This is a genomic window from Duganella callida, assembly GCF_004614165.1.
Taxonomy (GTDB): Bacteria; Pseudomonadota; Gammaproteobacteria; order Burkholderiales; family Burkholderiaceae_D; genus Rugamonas; species Rugamonas callida.
The window spans coordinates 37192-58285 of record NZ_SPVG01000174.1 but is presented as its reverse complement, the minus strand read 5'-3'; the positions used below and the strand labels follow the sequence as shown (position 1 = coordinate 58285).

At 62.9% G+C, this 21094-nt stretch carries 12 protein-coding genes and 1 pseudogene; 9 read left to right on the top strand and 4 right to left on the bottom strand.

Features of this window, described 5'->3' with window-relative positions:
- From E4L98_RS16960 to ntrC, 3 genes and pseudogenes are all read left to right on the top strand, one after another.
- Positions 1-272 (top strand): annotated as a pseudogene (locus E4L98_RS16960) (DUF4124 domain-containing protein); the annotation flags it as partial.
- Positions 269-1381, top strand: a complete 1113-nt coding sequence (glnL, locus tag E4L98_RS16955; protein ID WP_135202727.1) for a nitrogen regulation protein NR(II) — start codon at positions 269-271, stop codon at positions 1379-1381. The pseudogene E4L98_RS16960 and the gene glnL, both read left to right, overlap by 4 nt.
- A 65-nt stretch (positions 1382-1446) precedes the next feature.
- Positions 1447-2952, top strand: a complete 1506-nt coding sequence (gene ntrC / locus E4L98_RS16950) for a nitrogen regulation protein NR(I) (RefSeq protein WP_135202726.1) — start codon at positions 1447-1449, stop codon at positions 2950-2952.
- A gap of 92 nt (positions 2953-3044) precedes the next feature.
- Here the strand turns inward: ntrC and E4L98_RS16945 are convergent, their stop codons facing one another.
- Positions 3045-3776, bottom strand: a complete 732-nt coding sequence (locus E4L98_RS16945; RefSeq protein ID WP_135202725.1) for an SDR family oxidoreductase — start codon at positions 3774-3776, stop codon at positions 3045-3047.
- A gap of 98 nt (positions 3777-3874) precedes the next feature.
- Here E4L98_RS16945 and E4L98_RS16940 point away from each other — a divergent pair, with 98 nt between their 5' ends.
- Both E4L98_RS16940 and corA read left to right on the top strand, forming a co-directional pair.
- On the top strand, positions 3875-4804 hold the full coding sequence (locus E4L98_RS16940; RefSeq protein WP_135202724.1) for an AraC family transcriptional regulator: 930 nt from the start codon (positions 3875-3877) through the stop codon (positions 4802-4804).
- Between the two features lie 51 nt (positions 4805-4855).
- Positions 4856-5824: a magnesium/cobalt transporter CorA gene (gene corA / locus E4L98_RS16935; RefSeq protein ID WP_135202723.1), complete on the top strand. Its 969-nt coding sequence runs from the start codon at positions 4856-4858 to the stop codon at positions 5822-5824.
- 44 nt (positions 5825-5868) lie between these two features.
- On the opposite strand, the gene E4L98_RS16930 is transcribed toward corA, so the two are convergent.
- Positions 5869-8559, bottom strand: a complete 2691-nt coding sequence (locus tag E4L98_RS16930; protein ID WP_135202722.1) for a TonB-dependent receptor — start codon at positions 8557-8559, stop codon at positions 5869-5871.
- Positions 8560-8871: 312 nt separating this feature from the next.
- Between E4L98_RS16930 and E4L98_RS16925 the strand changes: the two genes are divergently transcribed.
- On the top strand, positions 8872-10269 hold the full coding sequence (locus E4L98_RS16925; protein ID WP_135202721.1) for a sensor histidine kinase: 1398 nt from the start codon (positions 8872-8874) through the stop codon (positions 10267-10269).
- Positions 10270-10319: 50 nt separating this feature from the next.
- Here E4L98_RS16925 and E4L98_RS16920 read toward each other — a convergent pair whose 3' ends face one another.
- The gene (locus E4L98_RS16920) at positions 10320-11948 is read right to left on the bottom strand and encodes an NAD(P)/FAD-dependent oxidoreductase (RefSeq protein WP_135202720.1); all 1629 of its coding nucleotides are present in this window, start codon (positions 11946-11948) and stop codon (positions 10320-10322) included.
- 875 nt (positions 11949-12823) lie between these two features.
- Here E4L98_RS16920 and E4L98_RS16915 point away from each other — a divergent pair.
- Positions 12824-15742, top strand: coding sequence for a TonB-dependent receptor domain-containing protein (locus E4L98_RS16915; protein ID WP_135202719.1), 2919 nt, complete (start codon positions 12824-12826; stop codon positions 15740-15742).
- Positions 15743-15816: 74 nt separating this feature from the next.
- On the opposite strand, the gene E4L98_RS16910 is transcribed toward E4L98_RS16915, so the two are convergent.
- The gene (locus E4L98_RS16910) at positions 15817-16542 is read right to left on the bottom strand and encodes a 16S rRNA (uracil(1498)-N(3))-methyltransferase (RefSeq protein WP_135202718.1); all 726 of its coding nucleotides are present in this window, start codon (positions 16540-16542) and stop codon (positions 15817-15819) included.
- 119 nt (positions 16543-16661) lie between these two features.
- Here E4L98_RS16910 and E4L98_RS16905 point away from each other — a divergent pair, with 119 nt between their 5' ends.
- Both E4L98_RS16905 and E4L98_RS16900 read left to right on the top strand, forming a co-directional pair.
- Positions 16662-17552: a tetratricopeptide repeat protein gene (locus E4L98_RS16905; protein ID WP_135202717.1), complete on the top strand. Its 891-nt coding sequence runs from the start codon at positions 16662-16664 to the stop codon at positions 17550-17552.
- A 384-nt stretch (positions 17553-17936) separates the two neighbouring features.
- A complete protein-coding gene (locus E4L98_RS16900; RefSeq protein ID WP_135202716.1) occupies positions 17937-21002 on the top strand; it encodes a TonB-dependent receptor in 3066 nt (1021 codons plus the stop codon).
- The last annotated feature ends 92 nt before the right edge of the window (positions 21003-21094 follow it).

Genomic DNA, 21094 nt, shown 5'->3' with positions numbered 1-21094 from the left:
CCGCCACGCCGGGCGCCTTCCCGCGCGTGGACAGCGCCGAACAGCGCGCGCGCGACGACGACCGCCGCGGCATCCTCGAAGAGGAGCTGCGCAATGAGCAGAACAAGCTGACGGGTCTGCGCCAGGAGTACAACAACGGCGAACCGGAACGCCGTGGCGATGAGCGCAACTACGCCAAGTACCAGGAACGGGTGGCGGCGCTGCGCGACAGCATCAGCCGCTCGGAAAAGAATGTCGAAGCCTTGAAACGTGAGATCGCGAATATCCGATGAACCTAGTCAGTAAAATCGCTGCCCGCGCCGCCGGCGCCATCAGCCGTCCGCCCGCGCTGGCGGGGCTGGAACTGCTCGCCTCGGCCGTGGTGATACTCGATGCGGAAGGACGCATCAGCTATGTCAACGCCGCCGCCGAAAACCTGCTGGAAAGCTCGCTGAAGGCGCTGTCGCGCCAGAAGCTGAGCGCGCAGTTCCTCAACGCCGAGGAACTGGAGCACATCTGCGGCCAGGCGCGCGCGCACAAGTTTTCCGACCTGCGCCAGGACCTGACGCTGGAACGCGCCGGCCGCGAGCCGCTGCATGTGCACAGCATCGTCTCGGCGCTGGAAGATCCGCCGTGCCACGTGCTGATCGAACTGCGCGAGCACCTGCAGCACATCAAGCTGGACCGCGAGGAGCGCATCCTCGACCAGAGCCAGGTCAACAAGGAGCTGATCCGCAACCTGGCGCACGAGATCAAGAACCCGCTGGGCGGCATCCGCGGCGCCGCCCAGCTGCTGGAGATGGAGCTGCCGGGCGCGCACGCGGTGCAGCTGCGCGAATACACCCAGGTCATCATCAAGGAAGCCGACCGGCTGCAGACGCTGGTGGACCGGCTGCTGGCGCCGCACCGGCGGCCGCACATCGTCGGCGACGTCAACATCCACGAAGTGCTGGAGCGCGTGCGCAGCCTGATCATGGCCGAATTCCCCAGCGGCCTGACCATCCTGCGCGATTACGATGCCTCGATTCCCGAATTCCGCGGCGACAAGGAGCAGCTGATCCAGACCGTGCTCAACATCGCGCACAACGCCGCGCAGGCGCTGTCGGCGCAGATCGAGGCGGGCCAGGCGCAGATCGTTTTCAAGACGCGGGTGGCGCGCCAGGTGACGCTGGCCAAGGTCCGCTACGGGCTGGCATTAGACTTGCATATCATCGATAACGGACCGGGCATCGCGCCGCAGATCCGCGACCGCATCTTCTACCCGCTGGTATCGGGCAGGGAAGGCGGCAGCGGTCTGGGGTTGACCCTCGCGCAGACCTTCGTGCAACAGCACATGGGTGTGATCGAGTGCGAGAGCCGGCCGGGATGTACGGACTTCCGTATCCTGCTGCCGCTGCCATAAGCCGCGCCCGGCCGGACAAGTCCGAGTCCCTTGATTGACGATCCATCGCGGAAACCACATAACACATGAAGCCAATCTGGATAGTAGACGACGACGAATCGATCCGCTGGGTACTGGAAAAAGCATTGGCCAGGGAGAATCTGGCCACCAAGAGTTTTGCCAACGCGCGCGACGCCATCGCCGCGCTGGAATTCGAGACGCCGCAGGTGCTGGTGTCCGACATCCGCATGCCGGGTGATTCCGGCCTCGACCTGCTGCAACTGGTGAAGTCGCGCTTCCCCGGCCTGCCGGTCATCATCATCACGGCGTTTTCCGACCTCGATTCCGCCGTGGCGGCGTTCCAGGGCGGCGCCTTCGAATACCTGGCCAAACCGTTCGACATCGACAAGGCGGTCGAACTGATACGCCGCGCGCTGGACGAGAGCCTGCGCGAAACCAATGTCGAGACCGGGCCGGCCGAGACGCCGGAAATCCTCGGCCAGGCGCCGGCGATGCAGGAGGTCTTCCGCGCCATCGGCCGCTTGTCGCAATCGAACGTGACGGTACTGATTACCGGCGAATCGGGCTCCGGCAAGGAGCTGGTGGCGCGCGCGCTGCACAAGCACTCGCCGCGCGCGGCGCAACCGTTCATCGCGCTGAACACGGCGGCGATCCCGAAAGACCTGCTGGAATCGGAACTGTTCGGCCACGAGCGCGGCGCCTTCACCGGCGCCCAGACCACGCGCCGCGGCCGCTTCGAACAGGCCGAGAACGGCACGCTGTTCCTCGATGAAATCGGCGACATGCCGTTCGACCTGCAGACGCGGCTGCTGCGGGTGCTGTCGGATGGTCATTTCTACCGCGTCGGCGGCCACCAGCCGCTGAAGGCCAACGTGCGCGTGATCACGGCGACGCACCAGAACCTCGAACAGCGCGTGCGCGAAGGCTTGTTCCGCGAAGACTTGTACCACCGTCTGAACGTGATCCGTCTGCGTCTGCCCAGTTTGAGGGAGCGGCGCGAAGACATCCCTATTTTGGTGCGTCACTTCCTGGTGCAGAGCGCGAAACAGCTGGGCGTCGAAGCCAAGCGCATGAGCGATGCCGCGCTGCAGTTCCTGTGCAGCCTGGAGTTGCCGGGCAATGTGCGCCAGCTGGAAAACCTGTGCAACTGGATCACCGTGATGGCGCCGGGGCAGACGGTGGAGGTGAAGGACCTGCCGCTGGAACTGACGCAGGAAAAGAACAGCGGTTCCTCCGGCGGCATGACGGCGTCGGCGGCGCAGGCGCCGGACACCTACAGCGTCCAGCATCACGGCACGGTGAACGCCGTGGCGGAGGCGGCGTCCAGCGCCGCGCCGCTGCCGGAAGCCTGGCTGGGTCTGCTCGAAGCGCAAGCCGCGAGCATGCTCAGCAGCGGACAGCAGGAAGTGATGGCGGTGCTGGGGCGGCAGTTCGAATCGGCGCTGATCCGCACCGCGCTCAAGCACACCCACGGTCGCAAGAACGACGCCGCGGTACGGCTGGGCATCGGCCGCAACACCATCACGCGCAAGATCGCCGAGCTCGGCATCGACGGCGCCAAGGACGACTGAACTCCGGGGTCAGGTCTTCCATTGCATCACGGCCTCTGCCGTAGCGTCCGCTACGGCAGAGGCCGTGATGCAATGGAAGACCTGACCCCGGATTAGCTTGTTAGCGCCTCGGTGTCGGCGCCGGCGGCGAGGCGCAGGGGCGTGGCGGCGTCGGTTGCTGCGCGCCAGACCGCCGTCACCACATCTTGCGGCAGCGTCACCGCGGTCTGCTGCGACCAGTCCGCAAATACTTTTTCAGCCAGTGCCGCGTAGGCTTGCGGAATCCGGATGCGTTGCTGCGCATTGGCGCCGAAACGGGTGCTCGGCGCGCGACCCGGCAGCACCAGGTGGGCGCGGATGTCGAAGGCGGCCAGTTCCAGCGCCAGCGATTCGGTGTAGGCGTTCACCGCCGCCTTGCTACCCGTGTAAATCGCCAGCAGCGGCAGCGGCTTCAGCGTTACGCTGGAGGTGACGTTGATGATCACGCCGTCGCGCCGTTCCCGCATTTGCGGCAACACTGCCTGCGTCATGGCGATGGTGCCCAGCGTGTTGGTTTCAAACACCTGGCGCGCGAGGTCCAGCGGCGTGCCTTCCACCGCGCCCAGCATGCCGATGCCGGCGTTGTTGACCAGCACATCGATCGGACCGGCCTCGGCGATGGCCTGACGGATGCTGCCGGCGTCGGTGACGTCCAGCGCGAGCAGACGCAGATGCCCGGATGACGGCAGCAGGCTGGCATCCGGCGTGCGCATGGTGGCGATCACGCGCCACTCGCGCGCGAGAAAATGCCTGGCGATGTCGAGGCCGAAACCGGACGAGCAGCCGGTGATGAGGATGGTTTTCATGAGGACTCCGGTAAAAAATGGACAGGCCCCCACTGTAGTCGCGCCCGGCCGGACTTGCTACAATTGCCAGTCCATATTTCATTAGCGTCAGTCCGGATATGATTGATCCATTGGCGGAAGTCGTGACCCTGCTGCGCCCACGCGCGCGGTTTTCGAAAGTCGTCGGCGGCGCCGGTGCCTGGCGCGTGCGCCGCGCGCACCAGGGCGAGCCGTTTTATTGCGTGGTGCTGGAGGGCGCCAGTCTGCTGACCACCGACGGCCAGGCGCTACCGCTGCGCCAGGGCGACTTCGTGCTGATTCCGGCATCGCATGATTTCACCATGACCAGTCTGCAGCCGCCGCCCCCGCATGCCATCGACCCGCCGCCGATGGCATTGCCCAATGGCGCGTTCCGCCTCGGCGCCGTCGATGGCCCGGCCGAGACGCTGCTGCTGGTTGGCCACTGCGCCTTCGATGCGCCCGACGCGGCGTTGCTGCTGTCGCTGCTGCCGCAATTGATCCACGTGCGCGGCGAACCGCGCCTGTCGACCATCGTGCAGCTGGTCAGCGGCGAGTCGCGCGCGCAGCGGCCGGGGCGCGAGGTGGTGCTGGCGCATCTGCTGGAAGTGCTGCTGATCGAAGCGCTGCGCTTCAGCGCCGCAGGTGGCGCTTCCCCAGGCCTGCTGCGCGGGCTGGCCGACGAGCGGCTGGCGGCGGCGCTGCGCTGCCTGCATGAGGACATGACCCGGCCCTGGACCGTGGCGCAGCTGGCGCAGCGGGCGGCGCTGTCGCGCTCGGCGTTCTTCGAGCGCTTCAGCCGCGCCGTGGGGCTGGCGCCGATGGAATATCTGCTGCGCTGGCGCATGGCGCGCGCCAAGTTGTTGCTGCGCCAGCAGGGCAGCGTGGCCGCGGTGGCGGCCAGCGTCGGCTATGGCTCGGCCAGCGCCTTCAGCGTGGCGTTCAGCCGCCACGTCGGCATGTCGCCGACGCAGTACGCCAATGCCGGGGGTCAGGTCCAGTTGCCGGACCTGACCCCCGAGTTGGTTTGAGGTAAGCTCTGGTTTCGTGAGACTGGAGCTTTTCTTTTTTATGGAAACAGTATGCTGATTAATTGTGTGGCCTATCAGGACGGTAAGAAACTGGCCGACATCCCGGTTGAAGATATCAGCGAATATGTCGAGAAACCGGAAACCTTTGTCTGGGTGGCGCTGCGCGACGCCAGCCAGGAGGAGTTGAACGAGATGCAGGCCGAATTCAGCCTGCACGAACTGGCCGTGGAGGACGCCAGCCGCGGCCATCAGCGCCCCAAGATCGAGGAGTATGGCGATTCGCTGTTCGTGGTGGTCAAGACCATCGAATGCCATGGCGGCGAAATCCAGATCGGCGAGGTGGATATTTTCGTCGGCCAGAATTATGTGCTGTCCTCGCGCGACGGCAACAGCCAGCAGGGTTTCCTCGGCGTGCGCGCGCGCGCCGAGAAGGAGCCGCACATGCTGCGCCTCGGCCCGGCCTTCGTGCTGTATGCGCTGATGGATGCGGTGGTGGACCGCTATTTCCCGGTGCTGGACGTGCTCGAATCCGAACTGGAAAAGATCGAGGAGATGATCTTCACCCAGGGCCGCCAGCGCGACAACATCCAGCGCTTGTACGAGCTGAAAAGCAAGGTCACGGCGGTGCGCCACGTGGTCGGCCCGCTGACCGAGGCAGTGGGACGGCTGCACGGCGGCCGCGTGCCGGCGATGTGCCTGGAGACACAGGAGTATTTCCGCGACGTGCACGACCATCTGTACCGCATCATGGCCTCGCTGGACGGCATCCGCGACACCATCGCCACGGCGATCCAGGTCAATCTGTCGATGGTGGCCATCGATGAGAGCGAGGTGAACAAGCGGCTGGCGGCGTGGGCGGCGATCTTCGCCATCGTCACCGCGTTTGCCGGCCTGTGGGGCATGAATTTCAAGTTCATGCCGGAGCTGGAATGGAAGTACGGCTATCCGATGGCGATCGCGGTGATGGTCGGCGTCTGCCTGTACCTGCACCGGCGCTTCAAGAAGGCCGGCTGGCTGTAGATAAAAAAATCCCCGGCGCGCCGGGGATTTTTCATGACAACCGCTTAGAAGTTGTAGGTGCCGCGCACGTACAGGGTGCGGCCGGTTGGATCGGTGTAGCGCGGATCGTAGCCAGCCTGGAAGTTATTGCTCTGGTACGACAGCGGCGGTTCACGGTCGAACAGGTTGCGCACGCCGGCGGTCAGGCTCAGGCTAGGCATGACCTGCCAGGTGCCGTAACCGTCGAAGGTGGTGTACGACGCCACGCGGTGGCCTGGATGATCTTCATCTTCCTGGTCCAGGTAACCCGACTTGTAGTGCGCCACGATGCCGCCGCCGAACTTGCCCTTGTTCCAGTTCACGTTGACGGTGTTCTGCCAGCGGAAGATCGGACCGTCACCGGAGAACACGCCGACCTTGTTGTGCATCTGGTCGCCGACGTAGTTCTGGTACTCGTACTTGTGCACCCAGGTGCCGTTGTAGTTGAAGGTGAAGTTGCCGTAGTCCTTGGTGCGCAGACGGTAGTTGGCCGACAGGTCGACGCCGTTGGTGTTCATGTCGCCCAGGTTCTGGGTGCGCAGGTCGAGGTAGCCGCAGGTGGCCGGGTTAGGGCACTGCGAACCGTCGATCGCCAGGTCGCCCGAGGCGTTGCGGATGATGTGCGATGCGAACTGGTCAGGGTGCGCCAGCACGTCGAAGTCCTGCAGGCTGTCGATCTGGTTGGTCAGGCGGATGGTCCACCAGTCGGCGCTCAGCGACAGGTTGTTGATCGGTTCCCACACCACGCCGATGGTGCCGTTCTTCGAACGCTCTGGGCTCAGGCCCTGGGTGCCGCCCTTCAGCACCTGGAACTGCTGTTCGCAGTTGGCCGAGGCCGACTTGCCGGGCACCGGATTGCCGGCCGGGCAGTTCAGCGGATCGTTCAGGGTGCTGGCCGAGTTGGTGTACGACTTCGAGGCGTAGATGTCATACAGCGACGGCGCGCGGAAGCCCTTCGAGTACGAACCGCGGAACAGCACTTCCTTGGTCGGCTGGAAGCGGAAGCCGACCTTCGGATTGTAGGTGTGGCCGAAGTCGCTGTAGCGGTCGGCGCGGATGGCGGCGGTCAGGTCCAGGGTCTTCAGCACCGGTACGTTCAGTTCCGAATAGAGCGCCGAGACGCTGCGCGAACCGACGTTGTAGGTGTTCGGGTCGGTACCGGTCGAGGCCACCACTTTTTCCGCGAACGCGGTGTTGGCGATGGATTCGAACTTCTGGTGCTCGTACTGCGCGCCCACGGCCAGGCCAGCCTGGTGGCCGGTGTTGAACCAGTCGCCCACTTCGCGGCTCAGTTTCAGGTCGGCGCCTTGGTTGGTGCCCTTGGCGTTCATCAGGTTGCCGTTCAGGGCGGCGCTGTTGATCAGCGCGGTGCCGGCGGCGTCCTGCTCGCCGAAGGTATTGATCACGCCATCCAGCACGCCCTTGGTGATGATGCCGCCATCGCTGTAGCCGTACAGGTTCTGCTTGACCTTGTTCTCGTTGTAGCTGACCGCGCCCGAGTAATCCCAGCCGGCGATGGTGCCGGTCATCGACACCACCAGACGGTTCTGCTTGTTGATGTTCTCATCCTGACGCGCGCCGTTCGGCAGGTCGCGCCAGCGCGCCGCCACGAAGCCCGGCTTGACGCCAGGGGTGGCTTCGCCGTAGGCGTCCATGTAGTTCGGGTCGAGGCCGGCCACTTGCGGGTAGTACGGGTTGGCCGTGCCGTCCGGACGCAGGCGGTTGATGTACAGGCCGCCGTATGGCACCGGCGCGATCGCGGTCTGGACCTTGCTCTCGGTCGACAGCAGTTCCACGCCCAGTTCGTGGTTTTCGTTGATCTTGAAGGTGCCCTTGATCAGGCCGGTGGTGCGCTCGCTCTTCGGCACATAGTCGACGAAGGACGAGGTGGTCATCGCGCACTGGCCGCCCGAGGCTTGCACCAGGTGGCTGCCGGTGGTGCAGTTCGGACCGGCCGGGTTGCCGGCCAGGTCGCCTTGCGACCAGTTGGCCGGGAAGGTCGACGACGACAGGCCGCCGGCGTAGCGGGTGTTGAAGTCGCGCTGGGTGCCGCCGATGCGGTGCTGTTCCTGGTGGTCCACCATCGCGAAGATGTTGAAGCCCTGCTGGTTCAGGTCGCCCCAGCCGTAGCCGGCGTTGAAGTTGTTGGCGAAGCCGCCGTCGTGCTGCGGATTGTCCGCGCCGACGGTGATGGTGCCGCCCTGGTAGTCTTTCTTGGTGATGAAGTTGATCACGCCGCCCACCGCGTCGGAGCCGTACAGCGCCGAGGCGCCGTCACGCAGCACTTCCACGCGTTCCAGCGCCGCGAACGGGATCATGTTCAGGTCGGGCGCCGAGCTGTCGAAGGCGTTGTTGGCCAGGCGACGGCCGTTCAGCAGGACCAGGGTCTTGTTGGCGCCGATACCGCGCAGGTCGGCGAACGAGGCGCCGCCGGTGCTGGAACCGACCGACTGGCTGGTGCCCTGCGAGGACTGGGCCACGCTCAGGTTGGCCATCACTTGCTCGATGGTGGTGATGCCTTCCTTCTTGAGGTCGTCCATCTTCACCACGGTCACCGGTACGGCGGTCTCAGCGTCGATACGCTTGATTGCCGAGCCGGTAATTTCCACGCGCTGCATCGGCGCGTCCTGGGCCATTGCCGGTTGGGCCAGCATGATTGCGGCGCCGCTGGCGAACATCACGCGCAGCGAACGCGACAAAACTTTTTCCATCATCATTAATCAACTCCTTGGGTGCTACAGGCTACTTTTGTTATTCAAATTTACACTATGAATAATTTAAAGATGAATTATTCAAGGGTGCTCATCAGACCACTTGCACCATTGCGGGTCAATTCATTCTCTGTAACAACTTTGAAATAAACAACACTTTCTGCGGTTTTTTCAAAAAATATCGAGCTTTTTACACAAATACACAAAGTTTTCGTCAAATTATGGCGTAAACGTGGTAGGCGACTGTCAATCATTCAACCACGTTCAGCCGGAAATTAGCGCTACAATGGACCTGGACTAAGCGACCGGAGCCAGGTGATGAGCGAGGACAGCAACGACAAGGCAGCCGCCCGGCTGTTCGATGCGGCCGACGGCCGGGTGCTGGCCGAAGCGGCCCTGCGGTCGATCACGGCGTCCACCGCGCGCGTGCGCGGCGACGCTTTCCTGCGGCTGCTGGTGCGCGATCTGGCGCAGGCGCTGGACGTCACCTACGTGATCGCCGGCCGCGTGATCGGCATGGACGACGGCGAAGGCATCCGCACGCTGGCGGTATGGGCCGGCGGCGACTACGGCGCCAACCTCGAATACAGCTTGCGTCACACGCCATGCCAGGACGTGACCCGGCAGAGCATGTGCTTTCACGCCCGCGGCATCCAGGGCGACTATCCGCAGGACACCCTGCTGGTCGAGATGGGCGCCGAAAGCTACATCGGCATGCCGATGATCGACACCGAGGGGCAGACCCTGGGCATCCTGGCGGCCATCGACACCAGGCCGATGTCCGAGGACAAGCGGCTGCTGGCGCTGTCGCTGCTGTCGATCTTTGCCGCGCGCGGTGCCGCCGAGCTGCAGCACCAGGACCGCGAGCAACAGCTGGAAGCCAAGGTCCGGCGCCGCACCGACGCGCTGCTGGCGGCCCAGGCCACCCTGGTCGAGCAGGAAAAAATGGTGGCGCTGGGCACGCTGGTGGCCGGCGTGGCGCATGAAGTGAACACGCCGATCGGCGTCGCCGTGACGGCTGCCTCGACCATGGTCAGCTATGCCGAGCAGTTGCTGCAATGCGTCGGCGGCGAGCGCGTCAGCCGGTCCGAGCTGGTGGCCACCGCCCAGCGCTTGCGCGAAGGCGCCCAGCTGATCGAGCGCAACCTTGCGCGCGCGGCCGACCTGATCGGCAACTTCAAGCAGCTGGCGGTGGATCAGGGCAGCGCCCACGTGTCGGAAGTGGCGCTGCGCGAGCATGCGCAGAGCGTGGTGTCGGCGCACGGTCCGGAATTGCGCAAGGTGGGCTTGGTGGTCGATATCGACATCGCGCCCGAACTGCGGCTCTGGCTGGATGCGGGGCGCTGGTCGCAGGTACTGTCGAATCTGCTGATGAACGCCGCCAAGCACGGCTATCCCGATGGCGGCCCGGGCCGGGTGACGCTGGCGATGCGGCTGGCGCCGGAGAGTGAAGGCGCGTGGCTGCTGGCGGAGTTTGCCGACGACGGCGTCGGCCTGACGGCGGAAGCGCGCGAGCGCCTGTTTGAACCGTTCTTCACCACCAAGCGCGGGCAGGGCGGTTCGGGGCTGGGCATGCACATCGTCTACACCATCGTGCACCAGATGGGCGGCCAGGTCGCGGTGGCGGGCGAGGCCGGCGCCGGCTGCCGCCTGAAGCTGCGGCTGCCGATCAAATCCGGGGTCAGTTCTGCCAATCGCACACGGCCCCAGCCGTAGGCTCGCCTACGGCTGGGGCCGTGTGCGATTGGCAGAACTGACCCCGGATGTTATCTGGCCATGGACAGGGCGACCGCTTCGGCGACCTTGATGCCGTCGACGCCGGCCGAGAGGATGCCGCCGGCGTAGCCCGCACCTTCGCCGGCCGGGAACAGGCCCTTGGTGTTCAGGCTCTGCAGCGTCTGGTCGTCGCGCTTGATGCGGATCGGCGACGAGGTGCGCGTCTCCAGCCCGGTCAGCACGGCGTCGTGCTTGAAGTAGCCCTTGATCTGCTTGTCGAACGCGGGGAAGGCTTCGCGCAGCGCGGTCACGGCAAACTCCGGCAGGATCTGCGCCAGGTCGGTCAGGGTGATGCCCGGCTTGTACGAGGGCACCACGGCGCCGAACTCGGTCGAGGCGCGGCCGGCCACGAAGTCGCCCATCAGCTGGCCCGGCGCGTTGTAGCTGCCGCCGCCCAGGTGAAACGCCTTTTCTTCGAGGTCGCGCTGGAACGCCACGCCGGCCAGCGGGTGGCCCGGATAATCGACTTCCGGCGAGATGCTGACCACGATGGCGCTGTTGGCGTTGCGCTCATTGCGCGAGTACTGGCTCATGCCGTTGGTCACCACGCGGCCCGGTTCCGAGGCGGCCGCCACCACGGTGCCGCCCGGGCACATGCAAAAGCTGTACACCGCGCGGCCGTTGGAGGCATGGTGCACCAGCTTGTAGTCGGCCGCGCCGAGGATGGGGTGGCCGGCGTTGGGGCCGAAGCGGCAGGTGTCGATCAGCGATTGCGGATGCTCGACGCGGAAACCGATCGAGAACGGCTTGGCTTCTATATAGACGCCGCGCTGGTACAGCATCTCGAAGGTGTCGCGCGCGCTGTGGCCGATCGCCAGGATCACGTGGTCGCTGAGCAGCTTTTCACCGCTGTCCAGGGTGATGCCGCGGACCTGGCGGCCAGCGGCAGTTTCCTCGATCTCGATGTCGGTGACCTTGCTCTCGAAGCGGTATTCGCCGCCCAGCGCCTCGATGGTTTCGCGTATCGATTCCACCATCTTGACCAGGCGGAAGGTGCCGATGTGGGGCTTGCTCACATAAATGATCTCTTCCGGCGCGCCGGCCTTGACGAACTCGGTCAGCACCTTGCGGCCGTAATGCTTGGGATCCTTGATCTGGCTGTACAGCTTGCCGTCGGAGAAGGTGCCGGCGCCGCCTTCGCCAAACTGCACGTTGGATTCCGGATTCAGCTTGCGCTGGCGCCAGAAGCCGAAGGTGTCGACCGTGCGCTCGCGCACGATCTTGCCGCGCTCGACGATGATCGGGCGCAGGCCCATCTGCGCCAGGATCAGCGCCGCCAGCAGCCCGCACGGGCCGATGCCGATCACGATCGGCCGCTGGAAGTCCGGTCGGGCGGCGATGGCCTGGCCGTCGGCGACAAATTGATAGCTGGTGTCCGGCGACGGCATGATGTGGGCGTCATGATGATGGCGCTGCAGCACGGCGGCCTCGTTATTCACTGCGATATCGAGCGAATAGATCAGCACGATGGCGCTTTTCTTGCGCGCATCGTAACTGCGCTTGTAGATGGTATAGCCGAGCAGGTCGGCGGTGGCGATGCCCAGGCGCGCGACGATGGCGGCCGGCAGTTCCTCTTCCTTGTGGTCGAGCGGAAGCTTGAGTTCGTTGAGTCTCAACATGGTGTGGTTCCAGCAGATTACAGGGCTCCGTGGCTAACGGAGAGCGGGACGGCCGCCGCTGTGCGGGCGGCCGCAGGCGCTATTTTACCGCGTGTGGCGAGGGCGGTCGAATCGCCCGTTTTTAAATACCGGGAGATTAATTAAGTGCTTGTGGCATTTAATCGCCATTTAAATGGGATTTAAATAAAAATTTAAATCGGTTTATAAAATGAAAACCGCATAAGCATATGCACCAAATTGAGCGGCAACGCACTAAATCCGTGCGTTGCGAGGATACAACAACATTGTATTTTGGAAACTAATGTTGCACAGCTCATTTGCCTGGCGGTATCGTCCAAAATGGTGCGTTTGTAACCTGAATGACACACTTGCCATGCTGCACTGCAAAAATATGGGCCTGTAGTCAAATCTGCCATGGCAAGATAATTGCTGGATGAAAGCCATATCTTCGTAACTTAATTTGTTTGGCGACGATTTATATCGAAGAAAGTCATTGAAAATTACGGTCTTGGTATAAGAATAACGAAATTTATTGCGATGCAGCAAAGAAGTAGATGTAAAACTACTTGCATTGTTGGCGGCCTTGCCTTTCGTTGTTTTCATGAAACATTCCGTGTTCGCGGTTGACAGTTTTGGCAAGCAAATGGTTTCATGCAATGCGCCTGCAAATAACGATTTTGCCAGGTGTTAATAACGAGATTCGGCACCCTGATAATCGCGGCACAGTTTTAAACCCGCCGCGGTGCATAGTTAAACAGCGGTTCTAAGAATCCATCAGGCTGGCCAAAGATAGTTGACTCCTTGTAAATACGGGAGTCCCTTACGGCGGTTGGGTTTCTCTCCTCATCGGAGGGTTCAATAATGGGAGTTTTACAATGATTCAAGAGAAGATGATGTCGCGTACCTTGCGCACCGTGTTCGCCGGCTCGATGCTGGTCGGCATGAGCGCAATGATGCACAACGCCGTCGCACAAGAAGCCGCACCGCAGAAAATCGAATCGGTGCAGGTGACTGGTACCCGCATTACCGCACCAGGCACGACCTCGACCAGCCCGATTTCGTCGATCACCGCGGAAGAGATCAAGTCGTCCCAGCCTGTCGCTGTTGAAGAATTCGTCAAAGGCCTGCCAGCCGCCGTGCCATCGATCGGCCCGGGCACCAATAACGGCACCGCCGGCGCCGCCACCGTCGACCTGCGCGGTCTGGGCGCGAACCGCACCCTGGTGCTGATCGACGGCCGCCGCATGGTACCGTTCAACCTGAACGGCACCGTCGATACCAACTCGATCCCGATCGCCCTGCTGAGCCGCGTGGACGTGCTGACCGGTGGCGCATCGGTGGCCTACGGCGCCGACGCCGTGGCCGGCGTGGTCGACTTCAAGCTGAAGAAGAACTTCAGCGGTATCGAAGTCGGCACCTCCTACGGTGAAACCAGCGAATACCACGACGCCAAGCGCAAGCGCACCGACCTGACCATGGGCGCCAATCTGGATGACGGCAAGGGCAACGTGGTGCTGAGCATCGGCAAGACCACCGCCGATCCGGTGACCCAGGGTTCGCGTCCTTACGGCGTGACCAGCCTGGGTTCGACCGACGGCAAACCGAGCGGTTCGGGCACCGCCATCCCGTCGACCTTCCAGATTGGCCAGGGCAGCGGTGGCAGCACCGCGCTGTCCGGCACCTGGCAGATCGATCCGAGCACCGGCAAGCTGATCCAGCCTGCGGTCAACTACAACACCAACCCGCTGAACTACTATCAGACCGGTCTGGACCGTACTCAGTTGACCTCGCTGGCCAACTACAAGATCAACGACTACGCCGAAGTGTACGCCAACGCGTTCTACACCAACGCCAAAGTCGCCTCGACGCTGGCCGAATCGGGTACCTTCCTGAACGTGTTCCAGGTGCCTATCGGTAACCCGTACATCCCGGATGCGGCGCGTCAGCAGATTTGCGAGCGCCGCGGCATCACCCCGGCCAACTGCGTGGTCGGCAACACCACCCTGGTGCCGATGACCATCGGCCGCCGCTTCACCGAGCTGGGTCCGCGTTACAACAACTTCGACAACAAGACCCTGCAGTACACCATCGGCATGAAGGGCGACATCGCCTACGACTGGACCTACGATGCGTCGTGGACCCGTGGCCGTGCCGACCAGACCCAGACCCGTCTGAACTGGGGCTCGCTGTCCAAGGTCGCGCAGGCGCTGAACGCCGTCAGCAAGACCGCTTGCGTCAACACCGCCAACAACTGCGTACCGCTGAACGTGTTCGGCGCCGCCGGTTCGATCACGCCGGATCAGCTGGCCTTCATCAACGCCAGCGCGATTCTGCTGCAAACCGTGCAGCAGGACGTGGCGTCGATTTCGGCACAGGGCGACCTGGGCAGCAAAGTGGTCAGCCCATGGGCCAACCAGCCGATCGCGATGGCGATCACCGCCGAAGAACGCAAGGCCACCGCCGGCACCCAGTCCGACGCCGCCTCGCAGATCAACGGCGAAGTGCTGGGCACCGGTTCGCCGACCCCGGACCGCACCGGTACCTTCCGTCTGCGCGAACTGGCGATCGAATCGCAAGTGCCGCTGATCAAGGACAAGCCATTCGTCCGCAGCCTGAACGCGGACCTCGGCTACCGCGAAACCCAGTTCAAATCGGGTAACACCGACGACCAGAGCTACAGCAGCTGGAAAGTCGGCGGCGAGTGGGAGCCAGTCAAGTCGGTGCGTTTCCGCGCCATGCTGCAGAAGGCCACCCGCGCACCTAACGTGAACGAACTGTTCGCGCCGCAGGTGACCGGCCTGTCCAATCTGGCCAAGGATCCTTGCCAGGGCGCCTCGATCAACCAGGCGCAGGCCAATACCGCCGGCACCCTGTCGAACCTGTGCCGCCTGACCGGTGTGCCGCTGACCGAAGTCGGTTCGCTGGCAGCCCCATCGGCTGGCCAGATCAACAACCTGACCGGTGGTAACCCGAACCTGGCGCCTGAAAAAGCCAAGACCAAGACCATCGGTTTCGTCTGGGAGCCGCTGCCGCGTCTGGCCGTGTCGCTGGACTGGTACCAGATCAAGATCACCGACGCGATCTCGAGCCTGAGCACCACCGACGTGCTGGACGGTTGCTACAACAAGAACCCGAGCTACACCCTGAACGCATACTGCGGCATGGTGGGTCGTAACCCGGCCAACGGCTCGTTCAACGGTGTCGACGCCAAGGGCGTGCAGACCCCGCTGTCGAACTCCGGCAAGCAGAACACCAGCGGCTTCGACCTGGGCGTGGCGTACAAGCTGCAGCTCAAGCAGCTGAACGTGGATCCGAAATACGGCAACCTGGATCTGGGCCTGAACTACACCCAGGTGCAGCGCTTCGAGTTCCAGGGCAGCTCGGTGTCGATCAACCGCGATTGCCTGGGCTACTACTCGGTCGCTTGCGGCAACGTCTCGAACGCACCGGTGTTCAAGCGCAAGTTTAACCAGCGCACCACCTGGAACGTCGGTGACTTCGCCGTGGGCTACAACTGGCGTTACACCAGCGCGGTCGACGTCGAGCCGCTGGCCGGCACCTTCCTGCCTGCTTACTCGCACATCAAGGCGTTCAGCTACTTCGACCTGTCGGGCGTGTACAACTACTCGAAGAACCTGCGTTTCAACATCAGCGTGAACAACGCGTTTGACAAGAAACCACCTATCGTCGGCGGCACCATTGCCACCACCACGATGGACAGCGGCAACACCTTCCCGCAAACCTACGATGCCATCGGCCGTATGGTGACCGTGGGCGCCAACCTGAAGTTCTAAGCTTCAGCGCTGCAATAAAAAAACCGCGTCGCTGCGAAGCGACGCGGTTTTTTTTATTGGGGCGGCGCGCTGGCCTACATGCCGCCCCAGGCTGCGCTGAGGATGGCGATGGCCGCCAACGCGGCCGTCTCGGTCCGCAGCACGCGCGGTCCGACCGACAGCGGCAGCGCGCCATGGCGCAGCGCCAGGTCTTCTTCATCATTGCTGAAGCCGCCTTCGGGGCCGACCACCAACGTCACCGCCTGCGCCGGCTGGTGGCGGGCCCAGTCCGCCAGCGACTGCCCGGCGCGCGGGCTCAGTACGATGCGCCGGTGCAAGTCCTGCTGGCTGATCCATTGTTTGTAGTCCAGCGGCGGCGCCACCGGCGGCAGGCGGTTGCGGCCGCTTTGCTCGGCGGCGGCCACCACCACGCCGCGCCAGTGCTCGAGTTTTTTCTCGGCCCGTTCGGCCGACAGCCGGACCACGCTGCGCTGCGCGGCCAGCGGCTGAAAACCGGACGCGCCCAGCTCGACGGCTTTCTCGATGATCCAGTCCATTTTGTTGCCTTCCGGTAGAGCCTGCGCCAGCGTGACCGCAAACGGCAGTTCCACCTCACGCGGCGTGTGGGCCTTGATTTCCGCGCTGGCGCTGCGGCGCGCCAGGTCGGTGAGCACGGCGGTGTACTCGCCGCCGTCGCCATTGAACAGCGTGATCAGCGCGCCGGGCGCCAGGCGCAACACATGAATATGATGAGACAGCTCGGCTGGCAGGGATATTGCTTCTCCTACGGAGATCGGGGCAGGGTAGAAAAATCGTGGCATGGGTCAAATGAAGGGGCGGAGGTGTGTCTATTTTAATACACTTGCCTTTCATAATGCCGTGAAGATGGCGACAGGATGCCGTCCGTTGACGGAAGTTGCGACTTATTACAAAAACAGGTATGGCCAAAAGTAATTGGTATTTGCTCAATATTTTATTCGGGAGTAGCATCAATAAAGTAACTCCAAGTATAAAAACCACGGGGGTAGGATTGAAAGAAGGCATCTTGGCGGCGACCATATTGATGGCCGCCTGTGGCACCCTGCGTGCCGATGAATTGAGTGACGCGCAGCGCTTGTGGGAAAACAAGGACTTCAAGCAGGCGTTCAAGCAGTTCGGCGTGCTGGCCGAGCGCGGCAATCCCGCCGCTCAGCTGCAGCTGGGCGAGATGTACGGTTTTGGCGAGGGCACGCCGCAGGATACGGAAAAGGCCGTGTACTGGCTGCAACGCGCCCAGGCGGCCGGCAGCCCCGACGCCGCCGAATCGCTGGCGCTGGTGCGGGAGCGCAGCCGGCGCCAGGCCGATATCGCGTATTACGTCACCAGTTACGACGGCGCCGCGCTGCGCTACGAAAACTATCACTGCGTGCGGCCGACCATTCCCGCCGTGTCCAAGACCAATCAGGAAATCCACACCGTCAACGCTGGCGTGGTCGCCTGGACTGAATGCTATGGCCGCTTCGTGCTGGGAATCAATAACAGTCTGCCGGCCACCAAAACCATCCCGCCCGACGTGCTCAAGCTTATGAGTAACGAAGAGTATCAGCGCGCGGCCGCCCTGATCGAGCGCACCGGCCGCCAGCTGACAGTCGAACCGCGCCAGCTGGCCGATACCATCATGGCGGAAAATCAGGCCTGGAAAACCGCCACGGAAAAATTCGCGGGCGAAAACAATAAGGCGGTGGAAGATCAGGCGGCGAAAAACAAGCTGACTTACGATGTTATAAATCGTGAGAATGATCTTGATTTTAAAATGCGTCAGGATATTCTCCGTTCGAGAAAAAGCCCTTAGTTCCCATATAACGTAAACCTGGTCTCATTAACCAGACTGATTTTTTCAGTGCATGCTCGCGCTGATATTGTCCTGAAATGGGGCAGGCGTGTTTGCGTCCGCACCATTTTGGTGATGTGTGCCTATGTTACTGATTTTGCTGGGAAAAAAATTAGTGTTGTATGTCTGCACCAGCAAGGTTGACTTTATTGACAGTGGCACGGCCCGCATGGTCTTATAAATAACCTGTCGAAATGGACGATGCGGGAATTTATAATTTCCTCCAGTCGAATCCCATCAGATGAGAGAATTGTGAGCGCCGTCCGTCAGCTTTAGGCGGCTGCAAGCATTGATGCGACACAGCCTTATCCGGGCTGTTATTTTTAGTATATTCAGGGAAAATTAATGTTAAAAAAAACTGTTCTCGTCCGCGCGTTGCAGGTGGCGTTCAGTGCTGCCGCGCTGAGCGCTGCGGTGGTTCCTGTGGCAACTGCGCAATCGAATGCTTCCGGTACGATTTTTGGTAACATCGAGTCGCCGGCCGGCACCAGCGTGGTCCTGTCCAACACCGATACGGGCGCGCGCCGTGTGGTCACCCCTGATGCCTCCGGCCGCTACACGGCGACCGCGATGGCCGCTGGCCACTACAAGGTTGAACTGATGCGCAATGGCGCGGTCGCCAAGACCCAGGAGATCGACGTGCTGATCGGCCAGGGCGTGGATGCCTCGTTCCTGTCCTCGGTGCAAGCCGTGCAGGTGACCGGCCGCCGCAGCCGCATCGACATTTCCAACTCGAACAACGGCGCCACCTTCACCGCCAAGGAACTGGCCGCACTGCCGATCGCCCAGAGCGTCGATGCGATCATCCAGCTGGCCCCGAACACCACCCGTGCCGACTCGCGTTACGCGGCCGGTGCTTCGTTCGGCGGCGGCGGCGCGTCCGAAAACGCCTACTACATCAACGGTTTCCCGGTCACCAACCCGCTGACCCAGCTGGGCGCCTCGGAACTGCCGTTCGGCGCGATCGCCCAGGCGCAGATCCTGACCGGCGGCTTCGGCGCCGAGTTCGGCCGTTCGGTCGGCGGTGTGGTCAACATCACCACCAAGAGCGGCACCAACACCTGGGAAGCCGGCGCCAGCTTCAGCATCGAGCCCAACTCGACCCGTGCCGCCTACAAGGACAGCTACTATGCCGTGACCGGCAAGTCGGAAAACAAGAGCACTGACGGCACCCTGTTCCGTCGCAACCAGGACAATACCCGCACCGAGAAAATCTACGGCGCCTACGTCGGCGGTCCGATCATCCAGGACAAACTGTTCATGTTCGTGTCGGTGGAGGAGCGCAAGTCGGAAGAAGCCGGCACCAACGCCACCCTGAACACGCTGGGCACGCGCACCTCGACCTCCAACGCCACCACCGGCTGGGAAGAGAAACAGGACAAGATCCAGCGCTACATGGGCAAGTTCGACTGGAACATCACCGACAATCACCGCCTGGAAGCGACCTTCCTCGGCGATACGCCGAAGACCGATCGTCAGCTGTACAGCTACGACTACAACACCTTCACCCACGGTAACACGGCCACGGCGTCGCAGCACTACAAGAACGACTCCACCTACAACCCGTCGGTTGGCGCGGAAACCCAGATCCTGCGCTACATCGGTAACATCACCGACAATCTGACCGTGACCGCGCTGTATGGTCAGAGCAAAACCAAGAACGAGTCGCGCTACGATGTGATCGGCACGCCGACCACCGGCGACCTGTTCCAGGTGAACGCCCCGGTGGCCGCGCGTTATCCGGGCCTGAACTACACCACCACCCAGACCCTGAGCGGCAACGTGTCGGCCAACGACGCCTCGAGCAAGATCAAGTCCAAGCGTCTGGACGTGGAATACAAGTGGACCGAGCACAAGTTCCGTGCCGGTCTGGATGACAACAAGCTGAGCTCCGAAGGCGCCGGTCAGGTGATCGGCGGCGGCGGTTCCTGGACCTACGGCCACGTCAATTCGCCGACCACTCCGATCAGCTTCGGCGACGGCAAACTGGTAGCGCCTGCCAGCGGCGGCGGCCTGGGCACCCAGGGTTACTACGTGACCAAGCGTATCTTCGACGATACCACCTCGGCCGGTTCCGACCAGTCGGCGCAGTACCTGGAAGACCAGTGGCAAGCCACCAAAGATCTGCTGGTCACCGTCGGCTTGCGTAACGAAAACTTCAAGAACAAGAACGGCGACGGTGTCACCTTCCTGGAAGTGAAGAACTTCGTCACCCCGCGCGTGGCGGCGGTATGGGATGCCAACGGCGACGCCTCGCTGAAAGTGTTCGGCAGCGCCGGCCGTTACGCGCTGCAGATCCCGACCCACCTGGCAGTGCGCGGCGCCAGCCGTTCGCTGAACGTGCGTCAGGTCTTCACCTATACCGGCACCGATGCGCAGGGCCAGCCGACCGGCCTGGTGCCGCTGACCGGCGTGTTCTCGACCAATAACGAAGTGGGCCAGGCCAAGGATCCGAAGACCCTGACCGCGCTGGGCATCGACCCGTCGTACCAGGACGAGATCACCCTGGGCTTCGAAAAAGCCTGGTCGCCAGAGCTGAACTTCGGCGCCAAAGTGACCTACCGCGACCTCAAGGCCACCATTGACGACTTCTGCGATCCATCGCCTATCCTGGCCTGGGCCAAGCGCAACAACGTCGACGCCTCGCACTACGGCGGCTTCAACTGCGCCTCGTTCAACCCGGGCGAGGACAACACCTTCCTGGTGGACTTCGCCGGCACCGGCAGCAACTACTCGACGGTGCACCTGACCAAGGCCGACCTGCAGTTCGACAAGGCCAAGCGGACCTACACCGCGCTGGACCTGTTCCTGGAACACCCGATGCGCAACGGCTGGTACGGTCGCGTGAACTACACCTGGTCGCGCAGCAAGGGCAACACCGAAGGCCAGACCCGTTCCGACAATGCCCAGACCGACGTCGCCGCGACCTCGACCTGGGATAACTGGCCGCTGATGGTCGGCGCCAACGGCCTGCTGCCGAACGACCGCGAGCACCAGGTCAAGGCCTTCGGCTTCTACGAAGTCACCAAGGAATGGATCGTCGGCGGTAACTTCCTGGCCGCCTCGGGCCGTCCGCGCAGCTGCTTCGGCAACCGTCCGGACATCCCGGAAGGCATCGACGACTACGGTTCGGTGTACTTCTACTGCGACAAGGAAACCCCACGTGGCTCGCTGGGCCGTCTGCCATGGGATATCCGCCTGGATGCCAACCTGACCTACCGTCCGGCAATGATCAAGGGCCTGTCGGTCAAAGTCGATGTCTTCAACGTCTTCAACAAGCAGACCGCGCAGACCATCGACGAGACCTACAACCTGGACGGCACCACGGTCGCCTCGACCTACGGCCGCGTGATCAGCTACACGCCGCCACGCGCCGCCAAGTTCACGGTGGAATACAACCACCGCTTCTAAGCGCAGCCCATGCCGGCCCCGGCCGGCATGCAGGAAACCGCCGTGTTCGCACGGCGGTTTTTTTTTATGCCCACCGGGGTCTGGTAAAATAA

What these genes read in the sequence shown, in the direction of transcription:
- glnL (WP_135202727.1), top strand. Translation starts at nt 269, where the DNA reads ATGAACCTAGTCAGTAAAATCGCTGCCCGCGCCGCCGGCGCCATCAGC.
- corA (WP_135202723.1), top strand. Translation starts at nt 4,856, where the DNA reads ATGCTGATTAATTGTGTGGCCTATCAGGACGGTAAGAAACTGGCCGAC.
- E4L98_RS16915 (WP_135202719.1), top strand. Translation starts at nt 12,824, where the DNA reads ATGATTCAAGAGAAGATGATGTCGCGTACCTTGCGCACCGTGTTCGCC.
- E4L98_RS16925 (WP_135202721.1), top strand. Translation starts at nt 8,872, where the DNA reads ATGAGCGAGGACAGCAACGACAAGGCAGCCGCCCGGCTGTTCGATGCG.
- E4L98_RS16930 (WP_135202722.1), bottom strand. Translation starts at nt 8,559, where the DNA reads ATGATGATGGAAAAAGTTTTGTCGCGTTCGCTGCGCGTGATGTTCGCC.
- E4L98_RS16900 (WP_135202716.1), top strand. Translation starts at nt 17,937, where the DNA reads ATGTTAAAAAAAACTGTTCTCGTCCGCGCGTTGCAGGTGGCGTTCAGT.
- E4L98_RS16940 (WP_135202724.1), top strand. Translation starts at nt 3,875, where the DNA reads ATGATTGATCCATTGGCGGAAGTCGTGACCCTGCTGCGCCCACGCGCG.
- E4L98_RS16920 (WP_135202720.1), bottom strand. Translation starts at nt 11,948, where the DNA reads ATGTTGAGACTCAACGAACTCAAGCTTCCGCTCGACCACAAGGAAGAG.
- E4L98_RS16905 (WP_135202717.1), top strand. Translation starts at nt 16,662, where the DNA reads ATGGCCAAAAGTAATTGGTATTTGCTCAATATTTTATTCGGGAGTAGC.
- E4L98_RS16945 (WP_135202725.1), bottom strand. Translation starts at nt 3,776, where the DNA reads ATGAAAACCATCCTCATCACCGGCTGCTCGTCCGGTTTCGGCCTCGAC.
- ntrC (WP_135202726.1), top strand. Translation starts at nt 1,447, where the DNA reads ATGAAGCCAATCTGGATAGTAGACGACGACGAATCGATCCGCTGGGTA.
- E4L98_RS16910 (WP_135202718.1), bottom strand. Translation starts at nt 16,542, where the DNA reads ATGCCACGATTTTTCTACCCTGCCCCGATCTCCGTAGGAGAAGCAATA.